Origin of the sequence: Ralstonia sp. RRA, assembly GCF_037023145.1 — a bacterium.
GTDB lineage: Bacteria > Pseudomonadota > Gammaproteobacteria > Burkholderiales > Burkholderiaceae > Ralstonia.
On sequence record NZ_CP146091.1, the window covers coordinates 1059822 to 1074443 of the forward strand.

At 62.5% G+C, this 14622-nt stretch carries 14 protein-coding genes and 3 tRNA genes; 5 read left to right on the plus strand and 12 right to left on the minus strand.

Features of this window, described 5'->3' with window-relative positions; all coding sequences use genetic code 11:
* Positions 1-16 precede the first annotated feature (16 nt).
* The 8 genes from V6657_RS05100 to V6657_RS05135 all read right to left on the minus strand — a co-directional run bounded on the left by V6657_RS05100 (position 17) and on the right by V6657_RS05135 (position 7700).
* Positions 17-448 (minus strand): hypothetical protein, encoded by a 432-nt coding sequence (locus V6657_RS05100; RefSeq protein ID WP_048935999.1) that lies wholly within the window; start codon positions 446-448, stop codon positions 17-19.
* Between the two features lie 411 nt (positions 449-859).
* Positions 860-2680 (minus strand): DUF6538 domain-containing protein, encoded by a 1821-nt coding sequence (locus V6657_RS05105; RefSeq protein WP_048936000.1) that lies wholly within the window; start codon positions 2678-2680, stop codon positions 860-862.
* A gap of 102 nt (positions 2681-2782) precedes the next feature.
* Positions 2783-2872 (minus strand) — tRNA-Ser (locus tag V6657_RS05110).
* A 74-nt stretch (positions 2873-2946) separates the two neighbouring features.
* Complete coding sequence (gene hemW / locus V6657_RS05115) at positions 2947-4215, minus strand: radical SAM family heme chaperone HemW (protein ID WP_048936001.1); 1269 nt, start codon at positions 4213-4215, stop codon at positions 2947-2949.
* A 7-nt stretch (positions 4216-4222) separates the two neighbouring features.
* Positions 4223-4828: an RdgB/HAM1 family non-canonical purine NTP pyrophosphatase gene (gene rdgB, locus V6657_RS05120; RefSeq protein WP_048936019.1), complete on the minus strand. Its 606-nt coding sequence runs from the start codon at positions 4826-4828 to the stop codon at positions 4223-4225.
* A gap of 11 nt (positions 4829-4839) precedes the next feature.
* On the minus strand, positions 4840-5562 hold the full coding sequence (rph, locus tag V6657_RS05125) for a ribonuclease PH (protein WP_048936002.1): 723 nt from the start codon (positions 5560-5562) through the stop codon (positions 4840-4842).
* 92 nt (positions 5563-5654) lie between these two features.
* Positions 5655-6569, minus strand: coding sequence for a PP2C family serine/threonine-protein phosphatase (locus tag V6657_RS05130; RefSeq protein WP_021195054.1), 915 nt, complete (start codon positions 6567-6569; stop codon positions 5655-5657).
* Between the two features lie 105 nt (positions 6570-6674).
* On the minus strand, positions 6675-7700 hold the full coding sequence (locus V6657_RS05135) for a serine/threonine-protein kinase (RefSeq protein ID WP_048936003.1): 1026 nt from the start codon (positions 7698-7700) through the stop codon (positions 6675-6677).
* 157 nt (positions 7701-7857) lie between these two features.
* Between V6657_RS05135 and V6657_RS05140 the strand changes: the two genes are divergently transcribed.
* From V6657_RS05140 to rpoZ, 3 genes are all read left to right on the plus strand, one after another.
* Positions 7858-8793, plus strand: coding sequence for a YicC/YloC family endoribonuclease (locus V6657_RS05140; protein WP_048936004.1), 936 nt, complete (start codon positions 7858-7860; stop codon positions 8791-8793).
* 25 nt (positions 8794-8818) lie between these two features.
* Positions 8819-9484, plus strand: a complete 666-nt coding sequence (gmk, locus tag V6657_RS05145; RefSeq protein ID WP_048936005.1) for a guanylate kinase — start codon at positions 8819-8821, stop codon at positions 9482-9484.
* 137 nt (positions 9485-9621) lie between these two features.
* Positions 9622-9825, plus strand: a complete 204-nt coding sequence (gene rpoZ, locus V6657_RS05150; RefSeq protein WP_004630929.1) for a DNA-directed RNA polymerase subunit omega — start codon at positions 9622-9624, stop codon at positions 9823-9825.
* Between the two features lie 35 nt (positions 9826-9860).
* Here rpoZ and V6657_RS05155 read toward each other — a convergent pair whose 3' ends face one another.
* The gene (locus tag V6657_RS05155; RefSeq protein WP_048936006.1) at positions 9861-10076 is read right to left on the minus strand and encodes a hypothetical protein; all 216 of its coding nucleotides are present in this window, start codon (positions 10074-10076) and stop codon (positions 9861-9863) included.
* On the opposite strand from V6657_RS05155, the gene V6657_RS05160 reads away from it, so the two are divergent.
* Positions 10075-12501 (plus strand): bifunctional (p)ppGpp synthetase/guanosine-3',5'-bis(diphosphate) 3'-pyrophosphohydrolase, encoded by a 2427-nt coding sequence (locus V6657_RS05160; RefSeq protein ID WP_048936007.1) that lies wholly within the window; start codon positions 10075-10077, stop codon positions 12499-12501. The two genes, V6657_RS05155 and V6657_RS05160, sit on opposite strands and share 2 nt — an antisense overlap.
* A 150-nt stretch (positions 12502-12651) precedes the next feature.
* Here V6657_RS05160 and V6657_RS05165 read toward each other — a convergent pair.
* Both V6657_RS05165 and V6657_RS05170 read right to left on the minus strand, forming a co-directional pair.
* Positions 12652-12728: transfer RNA gene (locus V6657_RS05165), tRNA-Arg, on the minus strand.
* A gap of 239 nt (positions 12729-12967) precedes the next feature.
* Positions 12968-13044: transfer RNA gene (locus V6657_RS05170), tRNA-Arg, on the minus strand.
* A gap of 115 nt (positions 13045-13159) precedes the next feature.
* Here V6657_RS05170 and greB point away from each other — a divergent pair.
* Complete coding sequence (greB, locus tag V6657_RS05175; protein WP_048936008.1) at positions 13160-13723, plus strand: transcription elongation factor GreB; 564 nt, start codon at positions 13160-13162, stop codon at positions 13721-13723.
* Positions 13724-13745: 22 nt separating this feature from the next.
* On the opposite strand, the gene V6657_RS05180 is transcribed toward greB, so the two are convergent.
* Positions 13746-14579 carry a DMT family transporter gene (locus tag V6657_RS05180; RefSeq protein ID WP_048936009.1) on the minus strand — a complete coding sequence of 278 codons (834 nt, stop codon included), beginning with the start codon at positions 14577-14579 and terminating at the stop codon, positions 13746-13748.
* Positions 14580-14622 lie beyond the last annotated feature (43 nt).

The window sequence follows — 14622 nt, forward strand, 5'->3', positions numbered from 1 at the left end:
TAGCCGAGTCCATCTGTTAGACGCAGAACGTCGCCGCACACAACCGTGGCCACGCTGCCCGTAGCCGGGGCAGCGAGATGTAGGGTTCCGCGAACAGGGTACCGGCTTCGATTTCCTCGACGCTCTGCGCGGGCTCGTGCCACAGCGACCGCTCAAGTCGGACGCGCTCGTACAGCAACGCCCACCGGCCGCACAGCGCTTCCGGCGCGCCGTTAGCGACTTGCGCGAACAGGTCAGCGCAGGCAAGCGACCAGGGTGCCACCGCACCGAGTCCTTTCTCAAGCATGACGTCGTCGTCGGCCATGGCATAGCCAACTCGGTCATCGAGCCATTCTTGCAAGCTCTGTCCCGATTGTTGGGCGGCCGACATCGCTGCCGCGCACACGGCGGGAGACAGGTGGAGGACTGTGCGGACGCCGACGGATTGGGTGCTTACGGTTGTGTTCATTCTCGCGTTTCTCCTGATTTTTGAAGCAAAAACAGAATGTGCGAGGACGGTCGAGAATGCACCAAATATCGATTACGTAATTCAAATATCGATTACGTAATTCCATCGTTGTTGCCTATACGTGCTATGCGCCAATCGGGCGGATATCAAAGGAGGACAAAACGATGGCGGGACGACCAGGCGTTACCTTGGTCGACGTCGTGCGCGCGTGTGTCGTGCTCGTTCAGCAGAAGCGACGCGTCGGGCCGAGCAATGTGCGTGCGGAACTGGGACGGGGCAGCATGACGACGATTAGCCTGCATCTGCGAAGGCTGGCGCTCCGCGATAGGCACCGTGAGCCGAGGTATTGATGCATTGATTCAGAAAGGGCGGCCCACTGAAGCAGTCGGCCGCCCTCCGCACGTCGCTTCGTCAAGCGCTGCGCAGCGACGATTGAGGTGCGGTTTTGGATGTCTTGCGATGGCGGCTCTGATTCTGCCGAAGCAAAGTCGGGTCAACGGCTGTTGCACCAGCCAGCCAAGTGGCAAATGCTGGCGGCAGCGTCACGTCTTTGTATTCGATGCGCCGGATGTGGCCCACCATGTGCATGGGGTTGTAGCCCTTGCCGTAGTCAATCTCGCTCCCCTGGAGGCGAAGCAGAGTCTTGTCAGAGTCGCGCGGCAGCTTTCGGCCCGTATAAAACTGCGAGAGGCCAGCAGGCCATACACCTTCCAGCAACTGGGCGTCGCGAATCTTGTCCTCGATTGTGTGCCGGAAACTGTGATTGCCAAAGCCGGGGCCGAAGGCGAGCCGTTCGCGGACATGTCGCAAGAACGCTTGCTCGTAGGCTCGTCCCCATAGAGGGGCTTTGCTATTCGGGTCAGGAACGGCCGACGGAAACAGGGGGGCACCCACAGTGTGCCGCTGTCGCACCGTGTCGACGAAATCGGCAAAGCCAAGCTCGATAAGTATCGGGTGTACCGGGACCGTTCGCTTGGTGGATTCATTCTTGACTGTTCGCTCAACGGCGTCGCTGGACTCGGTCCCGGTAAGGTCAAGTTGAATCGTCATGAGCAGTACGCCCTCCACAACGGAGATGTCGTGGCTATGAAGCTGAACGACTTCCCGAACGCGCAGGCCGTGGAAAAGGCAAATCAGCGGTGCCCAATACCTGGCGGCCAAATCCCGGCGCATTTTCCCTGTGAACCGTGATGATGTCGGTACATACCAGTCAGAGGCAAAGAGCGTGTCGAGTTGCTCGGCACTGTACGGGTGACGGGGCCTTGCCCGCTCCGCAGCTTGCACAACACTAAGCTTAGGGGTGATTTCCAGCGCCAACACGGGATTTGCAGACGTCATCATGCTCCGCGTGCGCGCCAAGGCGAAGAACTCCTTGAGTGTGTTCTTCGCTCTACCCAAGGCGTAATTTGCAGACCATGGCTGCTGGGCCGTATGCAACCGGTCATCGAGAAAGCGGTAGACCAACTCCGAGGTCACGGCATCGAGGGCTATGTCTCCGCAGAAATCGATGAAGCGTTGCCAGATGCTGAGGCAGGTCGTGAAGGTCTTGCGCCCAACATTTCCTTCCTTGTGAGCCGTATACGCCTCCACCATCTCGGACAAGCGCGGCTTCGCAAGTTCTGGCGTCGGGAAGACAGCAGCATCGCCGGCGTTGCGTTGGCGAATGATGGCTTGAGCGGTCTTCTCGGCGTCGGCAAAGCTCCGCACCAGTCTCGGGAACAAAGGGTCCGTTGTCTCAACGAGATACCCAAGGTTTTTGCACCACTCCAGGATATTTTCGACAACATCGTCCCAGTCCGACGAGCGCTTTCCCTTCGCCAGGATGCTGCGCATCGCGGCATCGGACAGCTCACAGAACTGCTCAATGTCTTGCAGTTCCTCATCGTCCAGGCCTTCGTTCTCGATGCGTTCGCCATTGTCGGTCAATGACCAGGACGCAAGTCGCGCGCCACATATCTGGGTAATCAGTGAATCGGTCAACCCAACGGTCGGTAGTGCGATTTTGTCCGTGAGGTCGTGGATGCGCGCGCGCAGCGCTTCCCATTCCTGGCGGTATTTGGCCTCAATGCGTGCAGCGACGGCTTGCGCCTTCTTCCTGTCCGGTGTGCCGGTCGATTTCCGGATGCTGAGTTCGGAAGAGGGAAGTAGATGGTGAATTTCGGACGGAGGGGTCAAGCGGACGTGCCAGTTCGGGCTGCGGCCGTCGGAGCGCTTGTAGAGGTACTTAGGCATGTCGTCGTTTTGCTTTTTGGCACACACAATTGGCACACCAAGCTGTCCGAAACCCGTTACTGTACAACGGTTTTCAGAAAAAACAACGACTTAGATGGGGAGTGGCGGAAGCGGTGAGATTCGAACTCACGGATGGGTCACCCCATCGGCAGTTTTCAAGACTGCTGCCTTAAACCACTCGGCCACGCTTCCTTGTACTTCGCTGCGCATTGCACGCAAGGCCGCCATTGTAGCGGCACATCGCGCAATGCGACAGCCGGCAACCGTCAGTTTTCGTCGTCGGCCAAGAACAATTCCTGCAGATCGTTCAGGAATCGTTGTCCCAGCTCGGTCGGGCGGATCGCTACATGGTCGCGCGAGAGCAGGCCGCGTTGTTCGGCGGCATCGAGTTCGCGCTCGATCGTGCGAAGCGGCAGGCCCGTGCGCTCCTGGAACAGCGTGACGGGGAAGCCGTCCGTCAGGCGCAGCGCGTTGAGCATGAACTCGAATGGCAGATCCGTTGCATCAACTTCGCGCTGCTCCTGCACGACGGTCGCGCCGCCGGCCGTTTCGGCCTGCCGCAGGTACGTGTCCGGATGCTTGTGCCGCATCTCGCGGATGACCCGGTGCGGAAAGCTCAGCTTGCCGTGCGCGCCCGGCCCGATGCCGAGGTAGTCGCCGAACTGCCAGTAGTTCAGGTTGTGCTTGCAGCGTTTGCCCGCCTTCGCATACGCCGAGACCTCGTAGTGCTCGTAGCCAGCCGCAGCCAGCCGCGCGTGAATCCAGTCCTGCATCGCAAACGCGGTGTCGTCGTCCGGCAACGCGGGCGGGTACTTGGCGAAGTACGTGTTTGGTTCCAGCGTCAGGTGGTACAGCGACACGTGGTTGGTATCGAAAGACAGTGCCGCCTCCACATCGGCCTCGCACTCGGCGAGTGTCTGGCCGGGCAGGGCGAACATCAGGTCGAGGTTGATGTTGTCGAAGTGCGTGCGGGCGATGTCGATGGCGGCACGTGCTTCAGTCGCGCTGTGGATGCGGCCCAGCGCTTGCAGGTGCGCGTCGTTGAAGCTCTGGATGCCGATCGACAGGCGGTTCACGCCGCTGGCGCGATAGCTGCGGAAGCGCTCGGCTTCGAACGTGCCGGGATTCGCTTCCATCGTGATCTCGGCATCGGCATCGACGGGCAGCAGCATGCGGATGTCCGACAGCAGCCGGTCCAGCCCCTGCGCAGACAGCAGGCTGGGCGTGCCGCCACCGATGAAGATGGTGTGCACATGCCGGCCCCACACCATCGGCAGCGCAGCTTCCAGATCTTGCCGCACGGCCGCGAGAAAACGTTCTTCCGGGATGCCCTGGTCGGGTTCCGCATGCGAGTTGAAATCGCAGTACGGGCACTTGCGCACGCACCACGGCACGTGCACGTACAACGACAACGGCGGTGACGCCGGCAGGCTGATCTTGCCCGGCTGCAGGAAGACGGAGGTGACCTTGTCACCGGTCTCAGCGGCGGTCGCGGAGGGCGTCTTGCTGACGCCGGCGGGGTGAATCGGGATCATCGAAACTTCAGGTGTTTTCAAACAGGCGCAGTCGCTCGACCAGTTGCGCGAGCGCCTGTGCGCGATGGCTCACGCTGTTCTTTTCCGCTTTGGACAACTCAGCGGCAGTCTTGCCGAGATCAGGCAGCAGGAAGTACGGGTCGTAGCCGAAGCCGCCATCGCCGCGCGGTGCGTCGATCACCTCGCCGAACCAGTTGCCCTCGGCGATGATGGGCTGCGGATCGTCGGCATGACGGACGTAGACCAGTACGCAAACATAGTGTGCGCCGCGGTCGGCCTTGCCGGCCAGTTCGCGCACGAGGCGGGCGTTGTTGGCGGCGTCCGATTTCTCTTCTCCGGCCAGTTGCGCATAGCGCGCGGAGTACACGCCCGGCGCGCCATCCAGCGCGTGCACGCAGATGCCGGAATCGTCTGCCAGTGCGGGCAGGCCCGAAGCACGGCTCGCGTGGCGCGCCTTGGTGAGCGCGTTTTCGACGAAGGTTGCGTAGGGCTCCTCCGCCTCGGGAATGCCGAGCGCGCCCTGCGGCGTCACGTCGAACCCGAGGGGCGCGAGCAGGGCGTTGAACTCCGTCAGCTTGCCGGCGTTGTTGGAGGCCAGAACGATCTTGCGCATGGCGACTTCGCTCACAGGCCCAGCGCCTGCTTCTGCAGGCCGATCAGCGTGCGGATGCCCTGGTCGGCCAGGCCCAGCAGCGCGTCCATCTCGGCACGCGTGAAGGGCGTGCCTTCCGCCGTGCCTTGCACTTCCACAAAGCCGCCGCTACCGGTCATGACGACGTTCATGTCGGTGTCGCAGGCGGAGTCTTCCGGATAGTCCAGATCGAGCACCGGCACGCCGTCGACCACACCTACCGACACCGCAGCGACGAAGTCGCGGATCGGCTGTGCGCCATCGGGCAACTGGCCCTTCGCGCGCATGGCGGAGATCGCGTCATGCGCTGCCACAAACGCACCGGTAATGCTGGCCGTCCGCGTGCCGCCGTCAGCCTGGAGTACGTCGCAGTCAAGGTGGATGGTGTATTCGCCCAGCGCCGCCAGATCGAACACCGAACGCATTGCCCGGCCGATCAGGCGTTGGATTTCCTGCGTGCGGCCGGTCTGCTTGCCGCGTGCGGCTTCGCGGTCGGAGCGGGTGTGCGTCGAGCGCGGCAGCATGCCGTATTCAGCCGTCACCCAGCCTTCGCCGCTGCCTTTCTTGTGCGGCGGCACCTTGGGCAGCACGCTGGCCGTGCAGAGCACTTGGGTATCGCCAAAGCACACCAGCACCGAGCCTTCAGCGTGGCGCGTGAAGTGGCGGGTGAGGGTGACGGGGCGGAGTTGATCGGACTGACGGCCGCTGGGACGCATGTGGGGTCTCGCTTGAGAAAACGGATAGCCCGACATGATACCGGCCCGCGCTGCTCCTGGCAGGGCGGGCCGGTTGAGTGCTGCTCGGAGGCTCAGCGCGTCAGATTGCTGGTCTTGTCGATGGCGGCGCGGATCTCGGCGATGGAGCGCTCGATTTCCTCTTCCGACATCAGCCCCGACTCACCGCCCGGCGCGTCGAGGATGGAGGTGGTGAAGGCATTCAGCGGCAGGGTGTCGGTCTGCACCGAGTCTTGCGTGGTGGTCACCGCGTCCAGCTCCCACATCATGGCGATGGCGGTGGTGTTGTCAGCGGTGTCGCCGGCATTGCGCAATGCGCGGGCAATCAGTTCCGGAATCGCCTGCGTAACCGAGAAGCTCGTGCAGGTGTCGACCAGTTCGTCTTCCTGCACGCTGCCCCACAGGCCGTCGGAGCACAGCATGGCAACGTCGCCCGGCTCCAGATTGGCCGGGCCGCCGATGTCGATCAGCGGCAGGTTGGGCGAGCCCAGGCAGTTGTAGATCTTGTTGCGCTCGGGGTGGTGCGCGACCTGCATTGGCAGCACGCGGTCCTGTTGCAGCAGGTTCTCGATCTTGGAGTGATCGCGCGTGCGCGTCACCAGCTCGCCCTTGCGCATCAGGTACATGCGCGAATCCCCGGCGTGTGCCCAATGCAGCGAGCCGCGTTGCGCCAGCGCGCAGACGATGGTGGTGCGCGGCGCATCCGGCAGACCGTTCGTCTCCGCATAGCGGTGGATGTCGCGGTGCGCGAGCATGATGCTCTCATGCAGGAAGTCGTGCGGATTGCGGATCGACGGGCGGGCGTGGCGCTGGAACTGGCGCGCCATGGTTTGCAGTGCCTGTTGGGCAGCAACCTCGCCCAGCGAGTGTCCGCCCAGGCCATCGCACAGCACCATCAGCATGGCGTCGCGCGTGAAGCAGTACCCCATGCGGTCCTGGTTGACGCGTCGCGCGCCTTTTTTGCTTTCTTGATAGACCGAGAATCGCATTGCGGCTATTGAGTATTCGGTGAAGGGAAACGGTACGGCGACTGGTCCCGTCCAGCGCTGCACCGTTGTGGAATCATACTCCGCCTACCTGAGGCAACTCGGCGGTCAACTGTCCCGGCGGCGCAACAGACGGCTCATGAAACGTGTCGTCAGCGCCTCTTTCTCTTCTGGGATCGGGCCGCCCTGCGTGACGGCAGTCAGGGCCTGCAGTTCGGTCAGCGCGTTGCTTTCTTCGCGCAGCACCTTTTGCAAGCGGAACACGCTTTGCGGGCGCTCTTCCGGCTTCATCTTCAGGCACCAGCCGACCAAGTCAATCAGGCTGGCCGTATAGACCTTGCGCAGGCGCTCCAGGCCTTCTTCCAGCTTGTCTTCCTTCTCGCGCTGCGTGGCTTCCTGCGGCGGCGTGCCGGCCATGCAGGCGTAGATGGTTGCGCCAATGCTGTAGATGTCGGTCCACGGCCCCAGTTCGTTGTGCTTGCGGTACAGCTCCGGTGCAGCAAAGCCCGGCGTGTACATCGGCTGGAAGCGTGAAGCCTCTGCGGTGAGCGTCTGCCGTGCGGCACCAAAGTCGAGCAGGATCGGCGAATGGTCTTCGCGCAGGTAGATGTTGCCCGGCTTGATATCGAGGTGCAGCAGCTTGTGGATATGCACTTCGCGCAGGCCGCTCATCAGGTCATGGAAGACCTGACGGATGAAGCGCTCGCGCAGCATCTTGAGCTTGCCCTGCTGGCGCGCGTTGAGGATGTGCTCCTGCAGCGTTTTGCCCTGCTCATACGTCATCACCATGTAGACGGTGCCGTTTTCCCGGAAGAAATTGAGCACGCGCACGATGGCGGGGTGAGAAATGCGGGCGAGCGAGCGGCCTTCTTCAAAGAAGTACTTGAGCCCGAGGCGGAACGCGCTCGCGCTTTCTTCCGGCACGACAGGAATCAATTCGCCGGGCGCGCGACGGGCCAGCGAAGACGGCAGATATTCCTTCACGGCCACCGGCGTCCCATGCTCATCGGTGGCGAGATAGACGAAGCTGAACCCCCCGCTGGCCAACTTCTTTACAATACGGTAATTGGACAGCAGGGTGCCGACCGGCAACGGTGCACTGCGTGGCTGTCCTGAGCCTTTTGACTCTGTCATGGGTTTGTGTGGCGAAATGGCTGTCGGATTCTCCCTGACCCGTCCACACGTTGTAAAGCGACAAAAGGTGGGGGATTCCCCGCCAATTCTCAGCGTGCCGCAGCATGCGTTTCGGCACGCCGGGCATCCAGCACCTCTAAGAAGACACCTCGATTTCATGATCCACAGCATGACCGGCTACGGCGTCGCTACGCGCCAGGCAGCCTTTACCGACGCCCATGGTGCACCGAGCGGCAACGTCGCCACCGTGTCGGTCGAGTTCCGCACCGTCAACTCGCGCTTTCTTGATCTGTTCTTCCGCGCGCCGGAAGAGTGCCGCGCCTTCGAGCCGGCGCTGCGCGAGATGCTCATGAGCGCACTGTCGCGCGGCAAGCTCGAGTGCCGGATCAACCTGCAGCGCCAGGAAGCCGCCAGCGATGTGGCGGCGCTCAATGTCGGCGTGCTGCAACAGTTGGCTAAGCTTGAGCAGGAAGTGACGCGCTATCTGCCCGCGTCGGGCTCGCTGCGCATGGGCGAGATCCTGCGCTGGCCCGGCGTGCTGGCTGAACCTGAGCTGACCCAGGATGCGCTGCGCGAAGCCGTGGTCGATGCTGCCAAAGAGGCGCTCAAGCAACTTCTGGAATCGCGCCGCCGCGAAGGTGATGCGCTCAAGGCCATGCTGCTGGACCGCGTTGACGCCATGCTCAAGATCGTTGAAGAGCTGTCGCCGATGGTGCCGAACCTGATCCAGCAACACCAGGACAAGCTGACCGAGCGCCTGCGCGAGGCCTTTGGCCTGGCCGCACCCGAAGGCACGCCGGCACTCACGCGTGATGAACTGTCCGAACGCATCCGCCAGGAAGCCACCGTCTACGGCATCCGCATCGACATCGCAGAAGAGCTCTCACGCCTGCAGGCGCACCTGCGCGAAACACGCCATCTCCTGGAGAAGGGCGGTCAACTCGGCAAGCGCCTGGACTTCATGATGCAGGAGCTCAACCGCGAGGCGAACACGCTGGGCTCCAAGGCTGCCGCCAAGGAACTGGCCGATGCATCGATGGAGCTCAAGCTGCTGATCGAGCAGATGCGCGAGCAAGTCCAGAACCTCGAATAACACCCTAGAACAACAGAACTAGAACATGCCATCCTCTCAAGCCCACTCTGCCGTCGATACGCCCATCGAGAACCATTTCCCGGGCAGCCTGTTCATGGTCGTGGCACCCTCCGGCGCCGGCAAATCGACGCTGGTGAATGCGCTGCTGGCGCAGGACCCGTCGATCCGCCTGTCGGTCTCGGCCACCACGCGCCAGCCGCGTCCCGGCGAGCAGCACGGCCGCGAGTACAACTTCATGACCGTCGAGGAGTTCAAGGCCTGCCGTGACCGCGGCGAGTTTCTCGAATGGGCCGAGGTGCATGGCAACTACTACGCGACCTCGCGCGTGTGGATTGAAGAACAGATGCGCGCTGGCACCGACGTGCTGCTCGAGATTGACTGGCAGGGCGCGCAACAGGTGCACAAGCGCTTTGCCAATGCAGTCGAGATTTTCATCCTGCCGCCGTCGCTCACGGCGCTGGAAGATCGCCTGAAGAAGCGCGGTCAGGACGAACCGAACGTGATCGTGCGTCGCCTGCTGGCTGCGGGTTCCGAGATGGCGCACGCCCCTGAGGCGGACTTCATCATCATCAACGAAGTGTTCGAGAACGCGCTCACTGAATTGCGCACAGTGGTGCAGGCCACACGCCTGCGCTTTGGTGCGCAGAAGGCGCGCCACGGCGAGCTTTTCGTCGAGCTGGGCATTCACTGAACGACCTGAAGCGCTGGCGTTTTTCGGCGCTTTTGTAAAAGTGTGGTAGCGCTCGCGCCGAGGTGCAATCCGGGCCGAGTGCCGCGCTGCTGCTAAAATACCGAGATCAACAAGATTTGCCACCAGGTGGAGTTTTCATGGCGCGTATTACCGTCGAAGATTGCTTGAAACAGATTCCGAATCGCTTCGAACTGGCGCTGGCCGCAACATACCGCGCCCGTCAGTTGGTGCAGGGCCACACGCCCAAGGTCGATGCCAAGGACAAACCGACCGTGACCGCGCTGCGCGAGATCGCATCCGGCCAAGTCGGTATCGAGATGCTCAAGAAGGTTCCGTCCTGAGCTGACGCATTACCTGGCGTGGTACGCTGCCTTGGTCACTGATCGTTCTTGCGATCTTTCATGGATGTGAAAGCCGCGAACGCACAAGACCCCGGCATGCCTACCTCGCCCGCTTCTTCTTCGCCCAGAAACCAACGCTCCGCCACGCACGAGCAAAACGTGCCGCCGGCGGAGTCGTCCGGCAACACGTCGGACGCAGCGAGTGGTTCTACACCGCTGCCTGGGTCTTCCACTGCTTCCTTCGTTTCCATGCCGACTTCCGCTTCCGGCCCCGCGTCGCCTCGCACGGGGGCGCCGAACCTGCCTGACCCGCGTGGTGCGGACCTGGTGGGCGAGCGGTCTGCGCTAGTGCCGAAAGCGCCCAAAACGCCCAAGGCGCAAGTAGCCGAAGGTGCCGCGCAAGAGGCCAAGCCTGACGCGACCGGCGACAAGCTCTTCATCGATGCGGTGCTGGAGCAGACCTATCGGCATCTGTTCGGCCCGACCTCGCAGCCGGCCACGCCACCGCGCCAGCAGGTCGTCTCCATCTCGGGGCTGACCGAGAAGCTGTCGTCGTACCTGAAGCCGGCCGATATCAAGCTGGTGAAGGAGGCGTTTCACTTCTCAGACGAGGCCCATCTCGGCCAGTATCGTCAGAGCGGTGAGCCGTACATCACGCACCCGGTGGCCGTGGCAGAGATCTGCGCGGGCTGGAAGCTGGATGTGCAGTCGATCATGGCAGCACTGCTGCACGACGTGATCGAAGATCAGGGTGTCACCAAGAGCGAGCTGGCCGAGAAGTTCGGCCCCAAGGTTGCGGAACTGGTCGACGGCCTGACCAAGCTGGACAAGCTGGAATTCCAAAGCCGTGAGCAGGCGCAGGCGGAGAGCTTCCGCAAGATGCTGCTCGCGATGGCGCGCGATGTGCGCGTGATTCTCGTCAAGCTGGCCGACCGTACGCACAACATGCGTACGCTCGACCATGTGCCGCCCGAAAAGCGTCGCCGCATCGCGGGCGAGACGATGGAGATTTACGCGCCGATCGCGCACCGACTCGGTCTGAACACCACATATCGTGAACTGCAGGAACTGAGCTTCCGCATCGGTTCGCCATTCCGCTACGCAACGCTTGAGAAGGCGGTGAAGGCCGCGCGCGGCAACCGTCGCGAGGTGGTCACGCGCATTCTTGAGACGGCGCAGCGCGCGCTGGGCGATGCGGGCATCCCGGCAGAACTCACGGGGCGCGAGAAGACGCTCTACAGCATCTACCGCAAGATGCACGACAAGCAGTTGTCGTTCTCGCAGGTGCTGGATGTGTATGGCTTCCGCGTGGTGGTCGACACGCAGATGCAGTGCTACATGACCGTGGGCGCGCTGCACAGCCTGTACAAGCCGATGCCCGGCAAGTTCAAGGACTACATCGCAATCCCCAAGATCAACGGTTATCAGTCGCTGCATACGACGCTGGTGGGGCCGTTTGGCACGCCGGTCGAGTTCCAGATTCGCACGCGCGAGATGAACCAGATTGCAGAAGCGGGTGTGGCTGCGCACTGGATGTACAAGCAGCATCACGACGAGCCTGACCGCGCGCAGCAGCAGGCGCACCAGTGGCTGCAATCGTTGCTCGATATCCAGAGCCAGACGGGGGATTCGCAGGAGTTTCTGGAGCACGTCAAGATCGACCTGTTCCCGGATGCTGTCTACGTGTTCACGCCAAAGGGCGAGATCCGCGCACTGCCGCGTGGTGCGACGGCGCTGGACTTTGCCTACGCGGTGCACAGTGACCTAGGCAACCAGTGCGTGGCGGTCAAGATCAACAACGAGCTGCTGCCATTGCGCACGGAGCTCAAGAACGGCGACATCGTCGAGGTGGTGACGGCGCCGTACTCGAAACCCAACCCGGCATGGCTCACATTCGTGCGCACCGGCAAGGCGCGCGCGGCAATCCGGCATTTCCTCAAGACGGCCAAGCTCGATGAGGCCATTCAGCTTGGCGAGCGCTTGCTGGAACAGGCACTGCGCCAGATTGGCATCGACATGAAGGCTGTGCCCGCGCCGGTGTGGGAACGCATCGTGCAATGGACGGGCAACAAGGCACGCGAAGACGTCTTTGCGGACCTCGCGCTCGGCCGCCGTGTGCCGGCCGTGATCGCACGCCGTATCGAGATCGTGCTGCAAGAGGGCGGGCATGAAGGCGACGAAGCCCTGATGGCCGCCGTGCACACCTTCGCGAACGAAGAGGCGCCCGCTGTCACCGTCAGCGGTGATGAGGGCATGGCGATGGTATTTTCGTCGTGCTGCCGGCCGATTCCTGGCGATTCCATCGTGGGCTATATCGGCAAGGGGGAAGGGCTGCAGATCCACGCGCAGGAATGTCGCGTGGCCAAGCGCCTGCACAGCAAGGATCCGGAGCATTGGATCGACGTCATGTGGGCGGAGCACACCACGCGCGCGTTCGACGTGTCGATCAAGGTGCTCGTGCGCAATACGAAGGGCATTCTCGCGCGCGTGGCGGCGGATCTGACCTCGGCCGATGCCAATGTGGCGCACGTGTCGATGGAGCAGGAGGGCGATCAGGAAGCGACGTTCATGACGTTCCTGATCCAGGTGCACGACCGTGTGCATCTGGCCGATGTGATGCGCGCGCTGCGGCGCAACCCCGATGTGATCCGCATTGCGCGGGATCGCGGTGATTAGCCGAGGCGAGGCGTTGATGCAAAAGGAAGGCGAGGCCAATTGGCTTCGCTTTTTTTTTGTTTGTGGTCTACGCGCGCAGCACCCTGATGGCGGGCGCAGGCAAGAGAAAAGGGCTTCCACTTCTGGAAGCCCTTCTCGTCTTTATCAGGTTGGTGCGGCTGGCAGGATTCGAACCCACGACCCCTTGGTTCGTAGCCAAGTACTCTATCCAACTGAGCTACAGCCGCAACCGAAGGGCGCGATTATACATGTGATCTGCGGAGTGTCTAGTGGCGAATCACGCATTGCGACGCGCGTGATGCCCTGCAGGGGGGAGATCTATCGATCCAGCTCCTTGATCCCGCTTTTCTGGTCGCCGCCTCGCGCTTGTGGTGCGTGCGCAGCTTGCCGACGAGGGGTGGCAAGCGGGCGGCGGACAAACAAAAAGGGCTTCCATTCCTGGAAGCCCTTCTCGTCTTTATCAGGTTGGCGCGGCTGGCAGGATTCGAACCCACGACCCCTTGGTTCGTAGCCAAGTACTCTATCCAACTGAGCTACAGCCGCAACCGAGAAATGAGATTATACAGAGTTTTTCGACCTTGTGAACCCCCTTCTTCACTTTTTCTACTGGGGGAGCCAACTTTCTATAATGGAGCCCTGAACTCACGTTGCTTCCACCATGAACAAGGCTTTCGTCCGGGAAGACGCCGGCGACGACGAAGACGATCTGCCCGAGGGCGCCGCACCGCTGCCGCCGGGCTCCAAGAACTACATTACGCCCGCGGGCTACGAGCGCCTGTGCTCGGAGTTGATGCACCTGATCGACACTGAGCGTCCCGAAGTGGTCGGCATCGTGTCGTGGGCGGCATCGAATGGTGATCGCTCCGAGAACGGTGACTACCTCTACGGTAAGAAGCGCCTGCGCGAAATCGATCGGCGCATCCGTTTCCTCACGCGTCGTATCGAGAAGGCCGAAGTGGTCGACGCCAGCCTGCAAGGCGACAACGATCAGATCTTCTTTGGCGCGACGGTCACCTATGCCAACCAGGCAGGAGGCGAGACCACGATCACCATCGTCGGCATGGACGAGGTCGATCTCGATAAGGGCTACGTGAGTTGGATTTCGCCGATTGCGCGTGCGCTCATCAAGGCGCGCGAGGGGGATACGGTGCCGCTGCGCACGCCCGCGGGCGTCGAGCAGATCGACATCTTAGCGGTCAAGTACCCGCCGCGCGCTGCTTGAACACGCTGCATGAGTGCCGTGCTCACGCCGGGTGCCCAAGGCAGTAGGCGCCGAAGGCAATGACCGAGCAGGCCGACAGGCGCCGTGCCGTGAGCGATTCCTTCAGGAAGAAGCGGCCGAGCAGCGCGGCAAACACCACCGACGTTTCGCGCAGGGCCGACACCGGCCCCATTGGCGCGAGCGTCACGGCCCAGATGACGATGCCGTAAGCGACGAGCGAGACCACGCCGCCACCGAACGTCTTGAGCGTGTCGGTGTCGCGCAGATCGATGTTCAGCGGGCCTTTCCATACGCGATAGAGCAGCACCATCGGCAGGCCATCGAGCATGAACAGCCAGGCGGAATATGCATTCGCGTTGCCGGCCACGCGCGCGCCAATGCCATCGCACACCGTGTAGCACGCGATGAACACGCCGGTGATGAGTGCGGCGAGCGTAGAGCCGAGGTCCGCCTTGCGACCGCGCGCCAGGCTCAAGATGCCTGCGCTCACCAGCACCACGCCCGCAAGCGCAATCACGCCGGGCATCTCACCCGCGAACAGTGCGGCGCCCATCGTCACCAGCAGCGGCGACGAGCCACGCGCGATCGGGTACACCTGCCCGAATTCCCCGAACCGATAGGCCCGCGCGAGAAACACGTTGTAGCCGACGTGCAGCACGGCGGACAACGCCACGTACGGCCACGCAGCCGGGGCTGGCAACGGAAGCGCGATCGCCATCGGCACCGCGGCCAAGCCGGAGGCCAGCGTCATCAGCGTGATTGCTCGCAGGCGGTCGGAGCCGCTTTTCAGCAGCGCATTCCACGAGGCGTGGAGCAGGGCGGCGCACAGAACCAGGGCGATGACGGCGGGAGTCACGATGAGCGGGATGAGAGGTCGAGTCGATTTTTCTCACTCGACG